Origin of the sequence: Allobosea sp. Leaf344 (genome assembly GCF_001426225.1) — a bacterium.
Lineage (GTDB): Bacteria > Pseudomonadota > Alphaproteobacteria > Rhizobiales > Beijerinckiaceae > Allobosea.
In genome coordinates, this window is the sequence record NZ_LMRT01000002.1 from 465 (window position 1) to 19,130 (window position 18,666).

Consider the following 18,666-nt stretch of genomic DNA (forward strand, 5'->3'; position numbering starts at 1 on the left):
CGTAGCCTCCGTCAGTCTGAATGTCGTCGATGTCTATCGAATGGATGATCAGGCGTATTTCGCCTGGACCTCGGCGGCGACCGCCGAAGGAACCTGCTCGTAATGGTCGAACTGCATGGTGTAGTTCGCACGGCCCTGGCTGAACGAACGCAGCTGGTTGACGTAGCCGAACATGTTGGCCAGCGGCACCATCGCATTCACGACCACCGCATTGCCGCGCATGTCCTGGCCCTGGATCTGGCCGCGCCGCGAGTTCAGATCGCCGATCACCGAACCGGTATAATCCTCCGGGGTCACGACCTCGACCTTCATGATCGGCTCGAGCAGGACGGACCCGCCCTTCTGCAGACCTTCGCGAAGACCGGCGCGCGAGGCGATTTCGAAGGCCAGCGCCGAGGAGTCGACCTCGTGGAAGGCGCCGTCCACCAGCTGGACCTTGACGTCGACCACCGGGAAGCCGGCGAGCACGCCGGAGCCGATCACCGAGTTCAGGCCCTTTTCGACGCCCGGGATGTATTCCTTGGGAACCGCACCGCCGATGATCTTCGACTCGAACTCGAAGCCCTTGCCGGCCTCGTTCGGCTCGATCACCAGCTTGACGCGGGCGAACTGGCCGGTACCGCCGGTCTGCTTCTTATGGGTGTAGTCGACCTCGGCGCGCTTGGTGATCGTCTCGCGATAGGCCACCTGCGGCGCGCCGATATTGGCGTCGACCTTGTAGGTGCGGCGCAGGATGTCGACCTTGATGTCGAGATGCAGCTCGCCCATGCCCTTCAGGATGGTCTGGCCGCTCTCCTGGTCGGTCGAGACGCGGAAGGACGGATCCTCGGCGGCGAGCTTCGACAGGGCGAGACCCAGCTTCTCCTGGTCGGCCTTGGACTTCGGCTCGATCGCGATGGTGATGACCGGCTCCGGGAATTCCATCTTCTCGAGGATGACGGGCTTCACCGGATCGCACAGCGTGTCACCGGTGCGGACTTCCTTCAGCCCCGCCAGCGCGACGATGTCGCCGGCGAAAGCCTCCTTGATGTCCTCGCGGTTGTTGGCGTGCATCAGCAGCATGCGGCCGACACGCTCTTTCTTGTCGCGGGTCGAGTTGATCACGCCCGCGCCGGTCTCGACCTTGCCGGAATAGACGCGGCAGAAGGTGATGGTGCCGACGAAGGGGTCGTCCATGATCTTGAAGGCGAGCATGGAGAAGGGATCCTCATCCGTCGGATGACGGACGGTCTCTTCCTCGGTCTTGAAGTCGATGCCCTTGATCTCGCCGCGATCCACCGGGGACGGCAGGTAATCGACGACGGCGTCGAGCAGGGGCTGGACGCCCTTGTTCTTGAAGGCCGAGCCGCACAGCACCGGGTGGAAGGCGCGGCGCTGCACCGCGGTGCGGATCAGCTTGCGCAGCGTCTCGGCATCCGGCTCCGTGCCTTCGAGATAGGCTTCCATCGCCGCATCGTCCATCTCGACGGCGGCTTCGACCAGCTTGTTGCGGTATTCGGCGGCCTTGTCGGCGAGATCGGCGGGGATCTCCTTCTCCTCGAAGGAGGCGCCCAGCGCCTCGCCGTTCCAGACGATCGCCTTCATCTTGACGAGGTCGATGACGCCGACGAAATCCGACTCCGACCCGATCGGGATCTGCAGGCAGACCGGCTTGCCGGCGACGCGGTCGATGATGTCCTGGACGCAGCGATAGAAATCGGCGCCGATCTTGTCCATCTTGTTGACGAAGACGATGCGCGGCACGTCGTATTTGTCGGCCTGGCGCCAGACGGTCTCGGTCTGCGGCTCGACGCCCTGGTTGCCGTCCAGCACGCAGACGGCGCCGTCCAGCACGCGCAGCGAACGCTCCACCTCGATGGTGAAGTCGACGTGGCCGGGGGTGTCGATGATGTTCAGCCGATGCTCGCGCCACAGGCAGGTGGTCGCAGCGGAGGTGATCGTGATGCCACGCTCCTGCTCCTGCTCCATCCAGTCCATGGTGGCGGCGCCATCATGCACTTCGCCGATCTTGTGCGACTTGCCGGTGTAGTACAGCACGCGCTCGGTCGTCGTCGTCTTGCCCGCATCGATGTGGGCCATGATGCCGAAGTTGCGATAGCGATCGATGGGATGGGAACGGGCCATGGTGGTGCTCTGTCTTTCCGGATCCGGGACGCCGCTTACCAGCGGTAGTGCGAGAAGGCGCGGTTGGCTTCCGCCATCCGGTGCGTGTCTTCGCGCTTCTTGACGGCATTGCCGCGGTTGTTCGCGGCATCCATCAGTTCGGAGGAGAGACGCTCCACCATCGTCTTGTCGTTGCGGCCACGCGCGGCCGAGATCAGCCAGCGGATCGCCAGCGCCTGACGGCGCTCGGTGCGAACCTCGACCGGGACCTGATAGGTGGCGCCGCCGACGCGACGCGAGCGGACCTCGATCGCCGGGGCGACGTTCTCGAGCGCGGTCTTGAAGACGGCGAGCGGGTCGCTCTTCATCTTGCCCTCGATGATGTCGAAGGCGCCGTAGACGATCCGCTCGGCGGTCGACTTCTTGCCTTCATACATCACCGAATTCATGAACTTGGTCACGATGATATCGCCGAACTTCGGGTCCGGGATAATTTCGCGCTTTTCGGCACTGTGGCGGCGGGACATCGTCTAGTCTCCGGTCAAATCTTCAACGCTGCGAACCGGTTGGCGCGACATGCGCAACCGATCGGGCAGAAATTACTTCGGACGCTTGGCGCCGTATTTCGAACGGCGCTGCTTGCGGTTCTTGACGCCCTGGGTGTCGAGCACGCCGCGCAGGATGTGGTAGCGCACGCCGGGCAGGTCCTTGACGCGGCCGCCGCGGATCATGACGACCGAGTGCTCCTGGAGGTTGTGACCCTCGCCAGGAATATAGCCGATCACCTCGAAGCCGTTGGTCAGGCGGACCTTGGCCACCTTGCGCAGCGCCGAGTTCGGCTTCTTCGGCGTCGTCGTGTAGACGCGCGTGCAGACGCCGCGCTTCTGCGGGCAGGACTCGAGCGCCGGAGCGGTGTTGCGCGCCTTGACGGGCGAACGCGGCTTGCGGATGAGCTGGCTGATTGTCGGCATTTAAGGCCTCTCGCTCCATTGAGCGTTTGGAAATCTCTGGTTCGCTTCCCAGCACGCCTGAAGACATGAGCAAAACGAAACCGCGCCATCGGCACCCGTCAGGGGAGCCTCAGGCGCGTCCGCCAAGCAGAGGAACACGAATTGCTCCGTGTTCTTGCGTCTCGCCATGTCGTCATTCGACGCTGGAGTTCCGAAGGCGTTTCGGCCGCGAAATTCGCTCGCAACAGAGGCAGAGCGACATACGTGTCCGACAACCATCGACAGTGGCGCGCTTATGACTCGGGGATAGATTCGCGTCAACCCCAAAACCGCAGGTTTCGCCGGGTTTTGGCGCGAAGAGCCCCCGCAGCGTCCCCCGGGCCGGCCGCGGTGCCCGGCGCGACCCTCTTGAAAAACGGAAAGGCCGCCCGAAGGCGGCCTCCCCTGTCTCGTCACCGGTCCGGCGCGCGCCGGGCCGGATCACTCCGCCGCAGGCAGGGCCGCCTCGACCGCCTTGGCGGCCGAAGCCGCGGCCTTGGCCGCCGCATCCGCCTTCTGGCCGACGATGAGATCGTCGCGACGCGTCGCCACCTGCTTGATGCGGGCGACCTGCGCGCCGGTGCCGGCCGGGATCAGCGAGCCGACGATGACGTTCTCCTTGAGGCCTTCCAGCGTGTCGTACTTGCCGTTGACCGCCGCCTCGGTGAGGACGCGGGTGGTCTCCTGGAAGGACGCCGCCGAGATGAAGGAGCGGGTCTGCAGCGAGGCCTTGGTGATGCCGAGCAGCACCGGCACGCCGGCTGCGGGCTTCTTGCCCTCCTCGCGCATCTTCGCGTTGATCTCCTCCAGCTCGATGCGGTCGACCTGATCGCCCGTCAGGATGTCGGTATCGCCCGACTCCGTGATCTCGATCTTCTGCAGCATCTGCCGGACGATTACCTCGATGTGCTTGTCGTTGATGCCGACGCCCTGGAGGCGATAGACCTCCTGGATCTCGTTCACCAGATAAGCGGCCAGCTCCTCGACGCCCTTGATCGCCAGGATGTCGTGGGGCGCCGGATTGCCGTCGAGGATATAGTCGCCCATCTCGACGACGTCGCCGTCCTGGAGATGGATGTGCTTGCCCTTCGGGATCAGATATTCGAGCTGGTCCGACCCGTCATGCGGCGTCAGCGTCACCCGGCGCTTGTTCTTGTAGTCCTTGCCGAAGCCGATCACGCCGGCCTTCTCGGCGATGATCGCCGCATCCTTCGGACGGCGCGCCTCGAACAGCTCCGCCACGCGCGGCAGACCGCCGGTGATGTCGCGGGTCTTGGCCGAGTCGGTCGAGACACGCGCCAGCACGTCGCCGGCCTTCACAGTGGCGCCCGGCTCCAGCGAGATGATGCCGTCGACCGGCAGCAGATAGCGCGCATCGCCGCCGCGCGGCAGCTTCGCGACCTTGCCGTCCGGGCCGAGCACGGTGAGCGCCGGGCGCAGATCGGAGGTCCGGGCCGAGCCGCGCCAGTCGACGACGACGCGCTTGGAGATGCCCGTCGCCTCGTCGGTCGTCTCGGTGATCGACATGCCGTCCACGAGATCCTCGTAGCCGACGGTGCCGTCGACCTCCGCCAGGATCGGGCGGGAATAGGGATCCCACTCGATCAGGCGCTGGCCGCGCTTCACCTTGTCGCCCTCGTCGACCCGCAGCTTCGAGCCGAACTGGACGCGGTGCACCGCGCGCTCGGCCCCGTCGGGACCGACGATGACGATCGCGATGTTGCGCGCCATGGCGATCAGATCGCCATCGGAGTTCCGCGCCGCATTGCGGTTGCGCATCTTCACCGTGCCCTCGAAATTGGACTCGACGAAGGACTGGTCCGCGATCGTCGCCGCACCGCCGATGTGGAAGGTGCGCATGGTGAGCTGCGTGCCCGGCTCGCCGATCGACTGCGCGGCGATGACGCCCACCGCCTCGCCCATGTTGACCGGGGTGCCGCGGGCGAGATCGCGCCCGTAGCAGGTGGCGCAGACGCCGTTCTTGGTCTCGCAGGTGAGCACCGAACGGATCTTCACCTCCTGGATGCCGGCCGCGTTGATCGCCTCGATATGGCTCTCCTCGATCATCGTGCCCTTCGACACCAGCACCTTGCCGTCGATATCCGTCACGTCCTCGGCGGCGGAGCGCCCGAGGATGCGGATGCCGAGCGAAGCCACGACCTGGCCGGCATCGATGATGGCGCGCATCTTGATGCCGTTATCCGAGCCGCAATCCGTCTCGGAGATGATCGCGTCCTGCGCCACGTCGACCAGGCGACGCGTCAGATAGCCGGAATTGGCGGTCTTCAGCGCGGTGTCGGCGAGGCCCTTGCGGGCGCCGTGGGTCGAGTTGAAGTACTCGAGAACGTCGAGCCCTTCCTTGAAGTTCGAGATGATCGGCGTCTCGATGATCTCGCCGGAGGGCTTGGCCATCAGGCCGCGCATCGCCGCGAGCTGCTTCATCTGCGCCGGCGAACCGCGCGCCCCCGAATGGCTCATCATGTAGATCGAGTTGATCGGCTTGTCGCGGCCGTGCTCGTCCTTCTTCACAGTCGAGATGCGGGCCATCATCTCCTGGGCGAGCTTGTCGGAGCACTTCGCCCAGGCGTCGACGACCTTGTTGTACTTCTCGCCCTGGGTGATCAGGCCGTCCTGGTACTGCTGCTCGTAATCCTTGGCGAGCGCGCGGGTGGTGTCGACGATCTCCCATTTGTTCTCCGGCACGACCATGTCGTCCTTGCCGAAGGAGATGCCCGCCTTGAAGGCGTGGGAGAAGCCGAGCGCCATGATGCGATCGCAGAAGATCACCGATTCCTTCTGACCGCAGCCGCGATAGACGGCGTCGATCATCCCCGAGATTTCCTTCTTGGTCATCAGGCGGTTGCTGACGTCGAAGGTCATGTTCGGATGCTTGGGCAGCGCCGTCGACAGGATGACGCGGCCGGGCGTGGTGTCGTAGATCTTGGTGTAGGGCTGGCCGTCCTGGCCGATCCCGGTCCAGCGATATTTGATCTTCGAATGCAGCGTCACGACCTTCTCGTGCAGCGCGTATTCGAGCTCGCCGAAATCGCCGAAGACCTTACCCTGGCCCGGCTCGCCATCCGAGACGATGGAGAGATAGTAGAGGCCGAGCACGATGTCCTGCGACGGCACGATGATCGGCAGGCCGTTCGCCGGGTGCAGGATGTTGTTGGTCGACATCATCAGCACGCGCGCTTCCAGCTGCGCCTCGAGCGACAGCGGGACGTGCACGGCCATCTGGTCGCCGTCGAAATCCGCGTTGAAGGCGGCGCAGACCAGCGGGTGCAGCTGGATCGCCTTGCCCTCGATCAGCACGGGCTCGAAGGCCTGGATGCCGAGGCGGTGCAGCGTCGGCGCGCGGTTCAGCAGCACCGGATGCTCGCGGATGACCTCGTCCAGGATGTCCCAGACCTCCGGCTTCTCCTTCTCGACCAGCTTCTTGGCCTGCTTGACCGTGGTCGAATAGCCCTTGGCGTCGAGGCGCGCATAGATGAACGGCTTGAACAGCTCGAGCGCCATCTTCTTCGGCAGGCCGCACTGGTGCAGCTTCATCTCCGGACCGACCACGATCACCGAGCGGCCGGAATAATCGACGCGCTTGCCGAGCAGGTTCTGGCGGAAGCGGCCCTGCTTGCCCTTCAGCATGTCGGCGAGCGACTTCAGCGGGCGCTTGTTGGCGCCCGTGATGACGCGGCCGCGGCGGCCGTTGTCGAACAGCGCATCGACCGATTCCTGCAGCATCCGCTTCTCGTTGCGGATGATGATGTCCGGCGCGCGCAGCTCGATCAGCCGCTTCAGGCGGTTGTTGCGGTTGATGACGCGGCGATACAGATCGTTCAGGTCCGAGGTCGCGAAGCGGCCGCCATCCAGCGGCACGAGCGGGCGCAGATCCGGCGGGATCACCGGGATGATGGTCATCACCATCCATTCCGGCTTATTGCCCGACAGCTGGAACGCCTCGATGATCTTGAGGCGCTTCATCAGCTTCTTCGGCTTCAACTCAGACGTCGTCGTCGCGATCTCATGCTTGAGATCGGCGTTGATCTGGTCGAGGTCGAGCGCGCGCAGCATCTCGCGGATCGCTTCCGCGCCGATCATGGCGGTGAAGGTGTCCGCGCCATACTCCTCCTGGCAGCGCACATACTCTTCCTCGGAGAGGAGCTGGCGGTCCTTCAGCGGGGTCAGGCCGGGCTCAATCACCACATAGGATTCGAAATAGAGGATGCGCTCGAGGTCCTTGAGCGGCATGTCCATCAGCAGGCCGATGCGCGAGGGCAGCGACTTCAGGAACCAGATATGCGCGACCGGCGCGGCGAGCTCGATATGGCCCATGCGCTCGCGCCGGACCCGGGCGAGCGTCACCTCGACGCCGCACTTCTCGCAGATCACGCCCTTGAACTTCATGCGCTTGTACTTGCCGCACAGGCACTCGTAATCCTTGATCGGCCCGAAGATGCGGGCGCAGAACAGGCCGTCGCGCTCCGGCTTGAACGTGCGGTAGTTGATGGTCTCCGGCTTCTTGATCTCGCCATAGGACCAGGACAGGATCTTTTCCGGGCTGGCGATCGAGATGCGGATCGCATCGAACGCCTGCTGCACCGGCTGCTGCCCAAAGAGATTCATGACCTCTTGCTTCATCGCCTGCTCTCCTGCCGCCGGCGGGGGTTTCTGGAACCGCCCTGCCCGGCCTTCATGCGATCGGCCGGCGGCGTGAGTGCCGCCGGCATGATGTCGTCTTCCGCGAACTGGCCGTGACGGCCGCTCGCCTTATTCGGCCGCTTCGGCCGGCGGCAACTCGCCGGGCCGGGGCTTGTTGTTGATCAGTTCGACATTGAGGCCGAGCGAACGCATTTCCTTGACGAGCACGTTGAAGCTCTCCGGGATGCCCGCTTCGAAGTTATCCTCGCCGCGCACGATCGACTCGTAGACCTTGGTGCGGCCCGCGACGTCGTCCGACTTCACCGTCAGCATCTCCTGCAGCGTGTAGGCGGCGCCGTAAGCCTCGAGCGCCCAGACCTCCATCTCGCCGAAGCGCTGGCCGCCGAACTGCGCCTTTCCGCCCAGCGGCTGCTGGGTGACGAGCGAGTACGGGCCGATCGAACGCGCATGGATCTTGTCGTCGACCAGGTGGTGCAGCTTCAGCATGTAGATGTAGCCGACGGTCACCTTGCGGTCGAAAGGCTCGCCGGTGCGGCCGTCATAGAGCGTCACCTGGCCCGAGCGATCGAGGCCGGCCTGCTCCAGGAGGCGCTCGATATCGGCCTCCTTGGCGCCGTTGAAGACCGGCGTCGCGATCGGCACGCCACGGCGCAGATTCTGCCCCATCTCGACCAGCTCGGCATCGTCCATCGAGGCGATGATCTCGTTGTCCTCGTAGACCGCGTCGAACGAGGCCCGCAGCGCCTTGGAATCATGCGCCTTGCGATAGGCGTCGAGCGCCTTGCCGATCTGCTTGCCGAGACCGGCGGCGGCCCAGCCGAGATGCGTCTCGAGGATCTGCCCGACATTCATGCGCGAGGGCACGCCGAGCGGATTGAGCACGATGTCGGCATGGGTGCCGTCCTCGAGGAACGGCATGTCCTCGGCCGCGACGATCCGCGAGACAACGCCCTTGTTGCCGTGACGGCCGGCCATCTTGTCGCCGGGCTGGATCTTGCGCTTCACCGCGACGAAGACCTTGACCATCTTCATCACGCCGGGCGGCAGCTCGTCGCCGCGCTGCAGCTTCTCGACCTTGTCGAGGAAGCGCTGCTCGAGGCGCTTCTTCGATTCGTCGTACTGCTTCCGCATCGCCTCGATTTCGGTCATCAGCGCGTCGTCGCCGACCGCGAACAGCCACCATTGCGAGCGCGGGAACTCGCTCATCCCCTCGCGGGTGATGACCGTGTCCTTCTTGAAGCCCTTCGGCCCGGCGAGGCCGGTCTTGCCGGAGAGGATCTCGGCCAGGCGCGCGAAGGTGTTGCGGTCGAGGATCGCCTGCTCGTCGTCGCGGTCCTTGGCGAGACGCTCGATCTCCTCGCGCTCGATCGCCTGGGCGCGCTCGTCCTTGTCCACGCCATGGCGGTTGAAGACGCGCACCTCGACGATCGTGCCCTGCACACCCGGCGGCACCCGCAGCGAGGTGTCGCGGACATCGGAGGCCTTCTCGCCGAAGATCGCGCGCAGCAGCTTCTCTTCCGGCGTCATCGGGCTCTCGCCCTTGGGCGTGATCTTGCCGACCAGAATGTCGCCGGCCGCCACTTCCGCGCCGATATAGACGATGCCGGCCTCGTCGAGGTTCTTCAGCGCCTCTTCCGAAACGTTCGGAATGTCGCGCGTGATCTCCTCCGGGCCCAGCTTGGTGTCGCGGGCCATCACCTCGAATTCCTCGATATGGATCGAGGTGAAGACGTCCTCGGAAACGATCTTCTCCGAGAGCAGGATGGAGTCCTCGAAGTTGTAGCCGTTCCACGGCATGAACGCGACGAGCACGTTGCGGCCGAGCGCCAATTCGCCGAACTCGGTCGAGGGACCGTCGGCCACGATGTCGCCCTTCTTGACGACGTCGCCGACGCGCACCAGCGGCCGCTGCGTGATGCAGGTCGACTGGTTGGAGCGCTGGAACTTCTGCAGGCGGTAGATGTCGACGCCGGGCTTGGTCGGGTCCATCTCGTCCGAGGCGCGGATAACGATACGCGTCGCGTCGACCTGATCGACGACGCCGCCGCGCCGGGCCGCGATGGCGGCGCCGGAATCACGGGCGACGACGGCTTCCATGCCGGTGCCGACGAAGGGCGCATCGGCGCGCACCAGCGGCACGGCCTGGCGCTGCATGTTCGAGCCCATCAGCGCACGGTTGGCGTCGTCGTTCTCGAGGAACGGGATCAGCGCCGCGGCGACCGACACCAGCTGCTTCGGCGACACGTCCATGAAGTCGACCTTGTCGACCGGGGTGACGATGACTTCGCCGGCGCGGCGGCAGACGATCAGATCATCGGTCAGGCGGCCATCCTTCATCGCGGCATTGGCCTGGGCGATCGAGTATTTCGCCTCCTCCATCGCCGAGAGATAGATGATCTCGTCGGTCACCACGCCGTCGCGGATGCGGCGGTAGGGGCTCTCGATGAAGCCGTATTTATTGACGCGCGCGAAGGTGGCGAGCGAGTTGATCAGGCCGATATTCGGCCCTTCCGGCGTCTCGATCGGGCAGATGCGGCCGTAATGGGTCAGATGCACGTCGCGCACCTCGAAGCCGGCGCGCTCGCGCGTCAGGCCGCCCGGGCCCAGCGCCGAAAGGCGACGCTTATGCGTCACTTCCGAGAGCGGGTTCGTCTGGTCCATGAACTGCGACAACTGCGACGAACCGAAGAATTCGCGCACGGCCGCGGCCGCCGGCTTGGCGTTGATCAGGTCCTGCGGCATCACCGTGTCGATATCGACCGAGGACATACGCTCCTTGATGGCGCGCTCCATGCGCAGCAGGCCGAGCCGGTACTGGTTCTCCATCAGCTCGCCGACCGAGCGGACCCGGCGGTTGCCGAGATGGTCGATGTCGTCGATCTCGCCCTTGCCGTCGCGCAGGTCGACCAGCGCCTTGACCACGGCGAAGATGTCTTCCTTGCGCAGGATGCGGACGGTGTCCTCGGCGTCGAGGTCGAGGCGCATGTTCATCTTCACGCGGCCGACGGCCGAGAGGTCGTAGCGCTCCGGATCGAAGAACAGCGACTGGAACATGTTCTCGGCGGTCTCGAGCGTCGGCGGCTCGCCCGGGCGCATCACGCGGTAGATGTCGAACAGCGCTTCCTCGCGGCGCGAGTTCTTGTCCACGTTCAGCGTGTTGCGGATATAGGGGCCGACCGTGATGTGGTCGATGTCGAGCACCGGGATCTCGTCGAAGCCGGCATCGGTCAACAGCTTCAGCGACTTCTCGGTGATCTCCTCGCCGGCCTCGGCGAAGACCTCGCCGGTCTCCGGGTTCACCAGATCCTCGGCGATGTACTGGGTGTAGAGGTCCTCATCCGTGGCGCGGAGGAACTTCAGCCCCTTCTCGGCCAGCTGGCGGGCGGTGCGGGCGACGAGCTTCTTGCCGGCCTCGACCACGACCTCGCCGGTGTCGGCGTCGATCAGGTCGACACTCGCCTTGAAGCCCTTCATGCGCTCGGCGTCGTAGGGAACGCGCCAGCCCTTGTCGTCGCGGGCATAGGTGATGTGGTTGTAGAAGCGGCTGAGGATCTCCTCGCCATCCATGCCCAGCGCGAACAGCAGCGAGGTCACGGGGATCTTCCGCTTCCGGTCGATGCGCGCATAGACGATGTCCTTGGCGTCGAATTCGATGTCGAGCCAGGAGCCGCGATAGGGGATGATGCGGGCGGCGAACAGCAGCTTGCCCGAGGAATGGGTCTTGCCCTTGTCATGGTCGAAGAAGACGCCCGGCGAACGGTGCATCTGCGAGACGATCACGCGCTCGGTGCCGTTGACGATGAAGGTGCCGTTATCGGTCATGAGCGGCATGTCGCCCATGTAGACATCCTGCTCCTTGATGTCCTTGACCGACTTCGCCTGCGTATCGGGATCGATATCGAACACGATCAGGCGCAGCGTCACCTTCAGCGGCGCCGAGAAGGTCATGCCGCGCTGTCGGCACTCGTCGACGTCGTATTTCGGCGGCTCGAAGGTGTATTTCACGAATTCGAGCAGCGACGCGCCCGAGAAATCGCCGATCGGGAACACCGATTTGAAGACCGACTGCAGGCCCTCGTCGCCGCGGCCGCCCTTGGGCTCCTCGACCATCAGGAACTGGTCGTAGGACGCCTTCTGAACCTCGATGAGGTTCGGCATCTCGGCCACTTCCTTGAGTTTTCCGAAGAACTTGCGGACGCGCCTGCGGCCCTGGAGCGAATTGACCATGATGTTCCTCGCAATCTCTCTCGGACGGCTCACCCGGGAGCCCGGGCGGTGCGGCGGCCAGGCCGCCGGGTGAGCCGTTCGGCGCAACAGCGCGCCGACATCGAACGAACGGGGCCTTTGCAACCCGGCCTTGTGCCGGAGGGCCCCACAACCTCTCCGCATCATCGCTGCGGAAACGACGCAACAGCCCCGGAGGCGGCAACCCGCCCCGGGACTGTGCTTGGCAGCTTAGTGCAGGACCGGCATCACGCCGGCCCGGATCACTTGAGCTCGACCTTGGCGCCGACGGCCTCGAGCTGCTTCTTGAGCTTCTCGGCCTCGTCCTTGCCGACCGACTCCTTGACCGGCTTCGGGGCGGCCTCGACGAGGTCCTTGGCTTCCTTGAGGCCCAGGCCGGTGATGGCGCGGACTTCCTTGATCACCTCGATCTTCTTGTCGCCGGCGGCGGCGAGAACGACGGTGAACTCGGTCTGCTCTTCGGCAGCGGCAGCCGGAGCGCCGGCAGCCGGGCCAGCCGCGACGGCGACGGCGGCGGCGGCGGAGACGCCCCACTTTTCTTCGAGCATCTTGGCGAGGTCGGCGGCCTCGAGAACGGTCAGCGAGGAGAGCTCGTCAACGAGCTTGGTGAGATCGGCCATGTGTGTGTTCCTAGATTAAGAGGTTCGAACTTGGTCAGGGGTAACGGGCCGTTCAGGCCGCATCCTTGTCGGCATATGCCTGAAACACGCGCGCGAGCTTCGCAGCCGGCGCGGTCGAGAGCTGGGCGATCTTCGTTGCCGGGGCCTGCAGGAGGCCGAGCAGCTTGGCGCGCAGTTCGTCGAGCGAGGGCATCGTGGCCAGGGCCTTGACGCCGTCGGGGTTCAGGGCGGTCTTGCCCATCGCGCCGCCGAGGATGACGAGCTTGTCGTGATCCTTGGCGAAAGCGGTGGCGACCTTCGGCGCCGCGACCGGATCGTTGGAATAGGCGATCAGGGTGGGACCCTTCAGCAGATGGCTGATGGACGCGACGTCGGTGCCTTCAAGAGCGATCTTGGCCAGTCGATTCTTTGCGACCTTCACGGTGGCGCCGTTCGCCTTCATCTCGCGACGAAGCTTCTGGAACTGCGCGACCGTCAAACCCGCATAGTGGGCCACGACGACGACGGAGGTGTTGGCGAACACCCCGTTCAGCGTCGCGACGGCATCTGTCTTTGCCGTTCTATCCACTGGGCTCTCTCCGGTAGGCGGCATGCCGAAGCCTGCCGCCGGTTGCACGTGTCGTTTCCTCGAGCCCCGGTTGACACCGGCGTTCTCGGAAGACGACGCTCAGTGCCCTGTCCCCTTTCCCGAGCCCCGAAGGGCCGCGATCGGGCGAGATGGTTCGAACCGTCCCCGGGATCCTGGGATCCCGTATAAGCTCTTGCACCGTCTATGCAGGCCTCTTGGCGAAATTATGCCCGCAGCCGAAGCCGCGGAGCACCTGCAGTCTCAGACAGGACTGGGCGATTCGGGCGCGACAATCGCTTCTCGCACCCTCGATCACCCATTCTTCGGCGGTTCCCCGCCGAAAAACGCGAAACGGACCCCTTCGTGGCGAGCACGCTGGAGCCCCATTCATGATGGAAACAGGCATGCGTCATAACGCCTTCGCCTGCTTCTGCCAAGTGGCGTCTCGACCTGACGAGATCAAGACGCCGCTTGTGCGATCAGCCAGCCATCACCGTGTTCGGCTCGATCTTGACGCCCGGACCCATGGTCGAGGAGATCGCGACGCGCTGGATATAGGTGCCCTTGGCGCCGGCGGGCTTGGCCTTGGCGACGGAATCGGCGAAGGCCTTGATGTTCTCGGCGAGCTTCTCGGCCGAGAACGAGACCTTGCCGACGGCGGCATGCACGATGCCGGCCTTCTCGACGCGGAACTCGACCGAACCGCCCTTGGAGGCGGCGACGGCGGAGACCAGGTCCATGGTCACGGTGCCGACCTTCGGGTTCGGCATCAGGCCGCGCGGACCGAGCACCTTACCCAGGCGGCCGACCAGCGGCATCATGTCCGGGGTCGCGATGCAGCGATCGAACTCGATCGTGCCCTTCGAGACGAGGTCGACGAGGTCTTCCGCGCCGACGATGTCGGCACCGGCCTTCTTGGCCTCCTCGGCCTTGGCGCCACGGGCGAAGACCGCGACGCGCAGCACGCGGCCGGAGCCGTTCGGCAGGTTGCAGACGCCGCGGACCATCTGGTCGGCATGGCGCGGATCGACGCCGAGATTCATCGCGACCTCGACGGTCTCGTCGAATTTCGCATTGGCGCGGTCCTTGACCAGCGCGACGGCCTGGTCGAGCGGGTAGAGCTTGGTGCGATCGATGCCCTCACGGGCCTTCACGACGCGCTTTCCGATATGTGCCATCGTCAGATCCCCCTCAGCCCACGACTTCCAGGCCCATGGACCGGGCGGAGCCGGTGATCATGGACGCGGCCGATTCGACGGAATCGCAGTTCAGATCGGCCATCTTCTTTTCGGCGATCTCGTTGATCTGCGCGGCGGTGACCTTGCCGACATTGCCGCCGCGACCCGGCGTCTTGGAGCCGGAGGTCAGGCCCGCGGCCTTCTTCAGCCAGTAGGAGACCGGCGGCTGCTTCATCTCGAAGGTGAAGGAGCGGTCCTGATACGCGGTGATGATCACCGGGATCGGCATGCCCTTCTCCATCTGCGCGGTCTTCGCATTGAAGGCCTTGCAGAACTCCATGATGTTCAGGCCGCGCTGACCCAGCGCGGGGCCGATCGGCGGCGAGGGATTCGCCGCGCCGGCCGGAACCTGAAGCTTCACGTAACCCGTGATCTTCTTCGCCATGATGGCTGCTCCTGTCGTATCGCCTCGACGCCTATCGAAACGACGACGCCCCGCCCGGGAACAGCTTTCGCCCGGGTGCGGGGTGGTTGCAGAGCGTGGTGCGGCAGGATACCCCGGTTGGCGACCGGCAGGCCTTCCACGCATGTGAGGCCGGGGCTATGGCATATCCGCAGCGGCAGGGGAAGCGCTTTTTGCGTCTGCGAACGCCTCGGCCGGCGCCAGAGCGCGGTGGCCGCCGCGCTGGATGTAGTCGCTCAGCGCCAGCCCGATATGCACGCCGACCAGCGCGATCATGCCGAAGGCGAGCCAGGCATGCAGCAGGAACAGCCAAGGGTAGTCCCCCGCCCCTTCCGGCCAAATCCCCGGCAGCGACAGGCCGAAATAGACGCCGCGCGCGCCGAAATCCGAGATCCCGGCCAGGCCGAGCAGCGGCACCGCGACGAGACAGGCATAGATCAGCCCATGCACGAGCCGACTGCCGGCGCCCCGCCGCCAGCGCCCCGCGATCTGGGCGAGCAGGCGATAGGCGAGCCGGCCCAGCACCAGCAGGAACAGGGTGGCGCCGGCCGTCTTGTGGAAGGTGTAGAGCGCGTCGACCAGCGGGCCTTCGCCGATCTGCTTCATCAGCACCCCGGTCACGAACAGGGCCAGCACCAGCAGCGCCGAGAGCCAGTGCAGCAGCACGGCTGGCTTGGGAAAGGCCCGCAGCCGGCCGAGGCCGATAGGCTGCGCCGCCGCCGGATGGTGCCGGCTCACCGCCATCTCGCTCATGCCTGGGCCCTTTGCCGAGTCTGCGCGACATAGCCGCCGACCGCCTCCCGCAGCGCCGCCGCCTGGTGGCGCAGATCATTGGAGGCGTCGGTCACCGCCGAACCGGTGCCGCGCCATTGCTCGATCATGCCCGCGACCTGGCCGACCTGCTCGGCGACGTCGCGGACGTCGGTGGCGGTCCGCGTGGTGCTGGAGCTGATCAGCCGGGCGCTCTCCTCCTGCTGCTGCGCCAGCCCCATGATGGCCGCCGCCGCGCGATTGACCTCGTCGACGGAGGTCACCAGCGCGCCGACTCGCTGCGACATGCCCCCGGCCGCATGGCGGACGGAGGCCAGGCCGCGCCTCACCTCCTCGGTCGCCAGCGCCGTCTGGGCGGCGAGCTGCTTCACCTCGGAGGCGACGATGGCGAAGCCCCTGCCCGCCTCGCCGGCATGGGCCGCCTCGATCGTCGCGTTCAGCGCCAGGAGATTGGTCTTGCTGGCGACGCGCTCGATGATCGAAATGACGAGATCGATGCCGCGCACCGCATCGCTCAGCACGGCATTGTCGGAGGCGGCGGCGGCGACGGTGTCGCGCGCCCGTTCCGCGACATGCGACGTCGCCAGCGCCTCGTCCGCCGTGGTGCCGAGCAGCTGCGAGACCTGCTCGATCGAATGGGCGACCGCATCGACATGGCTCGCGGCGTCATCGGTCGAGCGCGCCACCGCAGCCGCCTTGGCATCGACGAATTGCGAGACCTCGGCGAGGTCGCCCGAAGCGAGCGCCATCCGCGCGGCATGGCTCTCGATCGCGCCGGCGATCAACGCGATGCGCTGCTGGAACGCTTCGCTCTCCGCCTGGATCTGCCTTTGGCGGGTCATCGCATCCGATAATTGCGAGAGCCGCGCCTCGGCACCCTCGCGCTGCCGGCGCTGTTCGAGCAGATGCTGCATCAGGGCCCGCCCGAGACTGCCCATCTCGTCGCGTCTCAGCGCCAGGCGCTCCAGCGTCGTGGCGTGCATCGCCGGCGCCGACAGCGCCTGCGCCATGGCGACGACCGGGCGGACCAGCCAGCGATATTCGAAGCCGACGATCAGCGCGCAGACGAACAGGCCGAGCAGCGACAGGAGGATCTTGTTCTGGCGGGCATTGGCGAGCTGGTAGGAGAGCCGCCCGGTCACCCCGGCCAGCGCCTCGGTGACGGCGGCGCGAAGCGCCAGGCGGCGCTGCTCGGCCTCGACCAGCGCCTGCAGCGCAATCTCTCGCGACGAGCCGTTTTCCGCCGCCGAGAGGCTGGCGAGCATCAGCCCCGCGGTCTCGCGCAGGCCGGGCTCCGGCAGGACCAGGCCGGACAGCGTCTGCACGGCGGTCGCGAGATCGGCCGGGTCGGGAAGGGTTCCGGCCCGCGCCGCAGCGAGCGAACGGCCGATGACGGGTTCGGCCGCCGCGATCCGCTCCAGCGCCGCGGCCTGGCCGGCGATGCTGCCGACGAAGCCCGAGACGCGATGCGAGCCGATGATCTCGGTGGCCGCATAGAGCAGGACGAGAACGCCGAGCAAGGCGCCCCAGAGGGCCATGCGCTGGTCGGCCGTGGCCTTGAAGTGTCGTGGAAACATCGCCGCCCGCAGCTGAACCTGCCGCGGACGGTGCGGGGTCCGGCTTTATGCCGGGTTAACCAAAAGCCACTTCACGAAAACGTCATACGGAACGCGAAGCTCAGATCTTTTCGACCTGGCCGTATTCGAGCTCGACAGGCGTCGCGCGCCCGAAGATCGAGACCGCGACCTTGAGGCGGGCGCGGGCATGGTCGACATCCTCGACGACGCCGTTGAACGAGGCGAAAGGCCCGTCGGCCACCTTCACCTGCTCGCCGACTTCGAACACGATCGTCGGCTTCGGCCGCTCGATGCCCTCGGCCACCTGGCCCTTGATGCGCATCGCCTCATGCTCGGGGATCGGCATCGGCTTGGCCTTGTCGGCCCCGAGGAAGCCGGTGACCTTCGGCGTGTTCTTGATGAGGTGATAGACCTCGTCGGTCATCTCGCATTTCACCAGCACATAGCCGGGGAAGAATTTGCGCTCCGCATCGACCTTCCGGCCGCGGCGCACCTCGACGACCTTCTCGGTCGGGACCAGCACCTCGTCGAACTTGTCGGCGAGGTTGCGCTGCGCCGCCTGGTCGCGGATCGACTGCGCGACCTTGTTCTCGAAATTGGAATAGGCGTGGACGATGTACCAGCGAGTTGTCACAGGATCTGTCTCCGCTCAACGAGCGCCGAGGATGAGGCCGAGCGACCAGCGGATGATCGTGTCGGTGAAGAGGAAGAACAGGCTCGACACCACGACCATGGCCAGCACCAGCCCGGTGGTGATCAGCGTCTCGCGCCGCGACGGCCAGGTGACCTTCGCGGCTTCGTTGCGCACTTCCTGGATGAAGCCGAACGGGTTGGACTTTGCCATGGCGCCATAACCTGTGGGTTCCGAACCTCCCCGCCAAACAGGCTTGCCGGGGGCCGATTCGCACGTCCTGAAACATTCGCGGCGCGGGGCTCAGGGAGCCGCGCGCCGTCTTGACCAGCCTCTTACATCGCTGCGCAGCGTAAGCCAAGCGGTTTTGAGCCGGAGCATCATCCGCCGCGAGCCCAGCGGACGAGGCCTTTCCGCCGGCACGGGATTCGCGGCTGCGCTGCGATCGGGCGGCGGCGGAGGCCGTTGCTGGAGATGGGAGGCCGGGGATCCGGCGGGGCCAGTCCGGGGCGCGACGCGCCTTCCGAAGGACTGGCAGGGGCGGTAGGGCTCGAACCTACGACAACCGGTTTTGGAGACCGGTACTCTACCAACTGAGCTACACCCCTGTAGTCGGCGGTTGTTTGCCTCAAGCGCCGCGGCTTTTCAAGTCGAAAGTGGCAGGCCGTGTCACGCGGTCCAGGCGGGCCCGCCTCCCGGCGATTTCGCGGTGCGCACCGGAGGCGTCATGCGGCGGACATGCGAAAGGGCGGTGTCGCCACCGCCCTTTCCTCATCCCGTGCCCTGCGCTTCCGCTCAGGCGATGATCGAGGCGACGACGCCGGCGCCGACGGTGCGGCCGCCTTCGCGGATGGCGAAGCGC

At 65.9% G+C, this 18,666-nt stretch carries 13 protein-coding genes, 1 tRNA gene and 1 pseudogene; all 15 read right to left on the bottom strand.

What is annotated here, in order from left to right:
• Nucleotides 1-48 precede the first annotated feature (48 nt).
• A complete protein-coding gene (fusA, locus tag ASG72_RS05605; RefSeq protein ID WP_056710014.1) occupies nt 49-2,124 on the bottom strand; it encodes an elongation factor G in 2,076 nt (691 codons plus the stop codon).
• A 35-nt stretch (nt 2,125-2,159) separates the two neighbouring features.
• On the bottom strand, nt 2,160-2,630 hold the full coding sequence (gene rpsG, locus ASG72_RS05610) for a 30S ribosomal protein S7 (protein ID WP_056710015.1): 471 nt from the start codon (nt 2,628-2,630) through the stop codon (nt 2,160-2,162).
• 72 nt (nt 2,631-2,702) lie between these two features.
• Nucleotides 2,703-3,074 carry a 30S ribosomal protein S12 gene (rpsL, locus tag ASG72_RS05615; RefSeq protein WP_038358286.1) on the bottom strand — a complete coding sequence of 124 codons (372 nt, stop codon included), beginning with the start codon at nt 3,072-3,074 and terminating at the stop codon, nt 2,703-2,705.
• A 459-nt stretch (nt 3,075-3,533) separates the two neighbouring features.
• Complete coding sequence (gene rpoC, locus ASG72_RS05620; protein ID WP_056710017.1) at nt 3,534-7,730, bottom strand: DNA-directed RNA polymerase subunit beta'; 4,197 nt, start codon at nt 7,728-7,730, stop codon at nt 3,534-3,536.
• A gap of 129 nt (nt 7,731-7,859) precedes the next feature.
• Entirely contained in the window at nt 7,860-11,978 is a 4,119-nt protein-coding gene (gene rpoB, locus ASG72_RS05625) for a DNA-directed RNA polymerase subunit beta (RefSeq protein ID WP_056710019.1), read from the bottom strand.
• Between the two features lie 260 nt (nt 11,979-12,238).
• Nucleotides 12,239-12,616, bottom strand: coding sequence for a 50S ribosomal protein L7/L12 (gene rplL / locus ASG72_RS05630; protein ID WP_056710021.1), 378 nt, complete (start codon nt 12,614-12,616; stop codon nt 12,239-12,241).
• Between the two features lie 52 nt (nt 12,617-12,668).
• Nucleotides 12,669-13,184: a 50S ribosomal protein L10 gene (gene rplJ, locus ASG72_RS05635; protein ID WP_056710023.1), complete on the bottom strand. Its 516-nt coding sequence runs from the start codon at nt 13,182-13,184 to the stop codon at nt 12,669-12,671.
• Nucleotides 13,185-13,663: 479 nt separating this feature from the next.
• Nucleotides 13,664-14,362 carry a 50S ribosomal protein L1 gene (rplA, locus tag ASG72_RS05640; RefSeq protein WP_056710025.1) on the bottom strand — a complete coding sequence of 233 codons (699 nt, stop codon included), beginning with the start codon at nt 14,360-14,362 and terminating at the stop codon, nt 13,664-13,666.
• 13 nt (nt 14,363-14,375) lie between these two features.
• Nucleotides 14,376-14,807 (bottom strand): 50S ribosomal protein L11, encoded by a 432-nt coding sequence (gene rplK / locus ASG72_RS05645; RefSeq protein ID WP_056710027.1) that lies wholly within the window; start codon nt 14,805-14,807, stop codon nt 14,376-14,378.
• 156 nt (nt 14,808-14,963) lie between these two features.
• Nucleotides 14,964-15,578 (bottom strand): cytochrome b/b6 domain-containing protein, encoded by a 615-nt coding sequence (locus ASG72_RS05650; protein WP_082540122.1) that lies wholly within the window; start codon nt 15,576-15,578, stop codon nt 14,964-14,966.
• Nucleotides 15,575-17,173, bottom strand: coding sequence for a methyl-accepting chemotaxis protein (locus ASG72_RS05655; RefSeq protein ID WP_082540123.1), 1,599 nt, complete (start codon nt 17,171-17,173; stop codon nt 15,575-15,577). The genes ASG72_RS05650 and ASG72_RS05655 overlap by 4 nt, the downstream gene beginning before the upstream one ends.
• Nucleotides 17,174-17,273: 100 nt before the next feature.
• A complete protein-coding gene (nusG, locus tag ASG72_RS05660; RefSeq protein ID WP_056710032.1) occupies nt 17,274-17,807 on the bottom strand; it encodes a transcription termination/antitermination protein NusG in 534 nt (177 codons plus the stop codon).
• A gap of 15 nt (nt 17,808-17,822) precedes the next feature.
• A complete protein-coding gene (gene secE / locus ASG72_RS05665) occupies nt 17,823-18,017 on the bottom strand; it encodes a preprotein translocase subunit SecE (protein WP_056710034.1) in 195 nt (64 codons plus the stop codon).
• 319 nt (nt 18,018-18,336) lie between these two features.
• Nucleotides 18,337-18,412: transfer RNA gene (locus tag ASG72_RS05670), tRNA-Trp, on the bottom strand.
• Between the two features lie 187 nt (nt 18,413-18,599).
• Nucleotides 18,600-18,666 (bottom strand): annotated as a pseudogene (locus ASG72_RS21450) (elongation factor Tu); the annotation flags it as partial.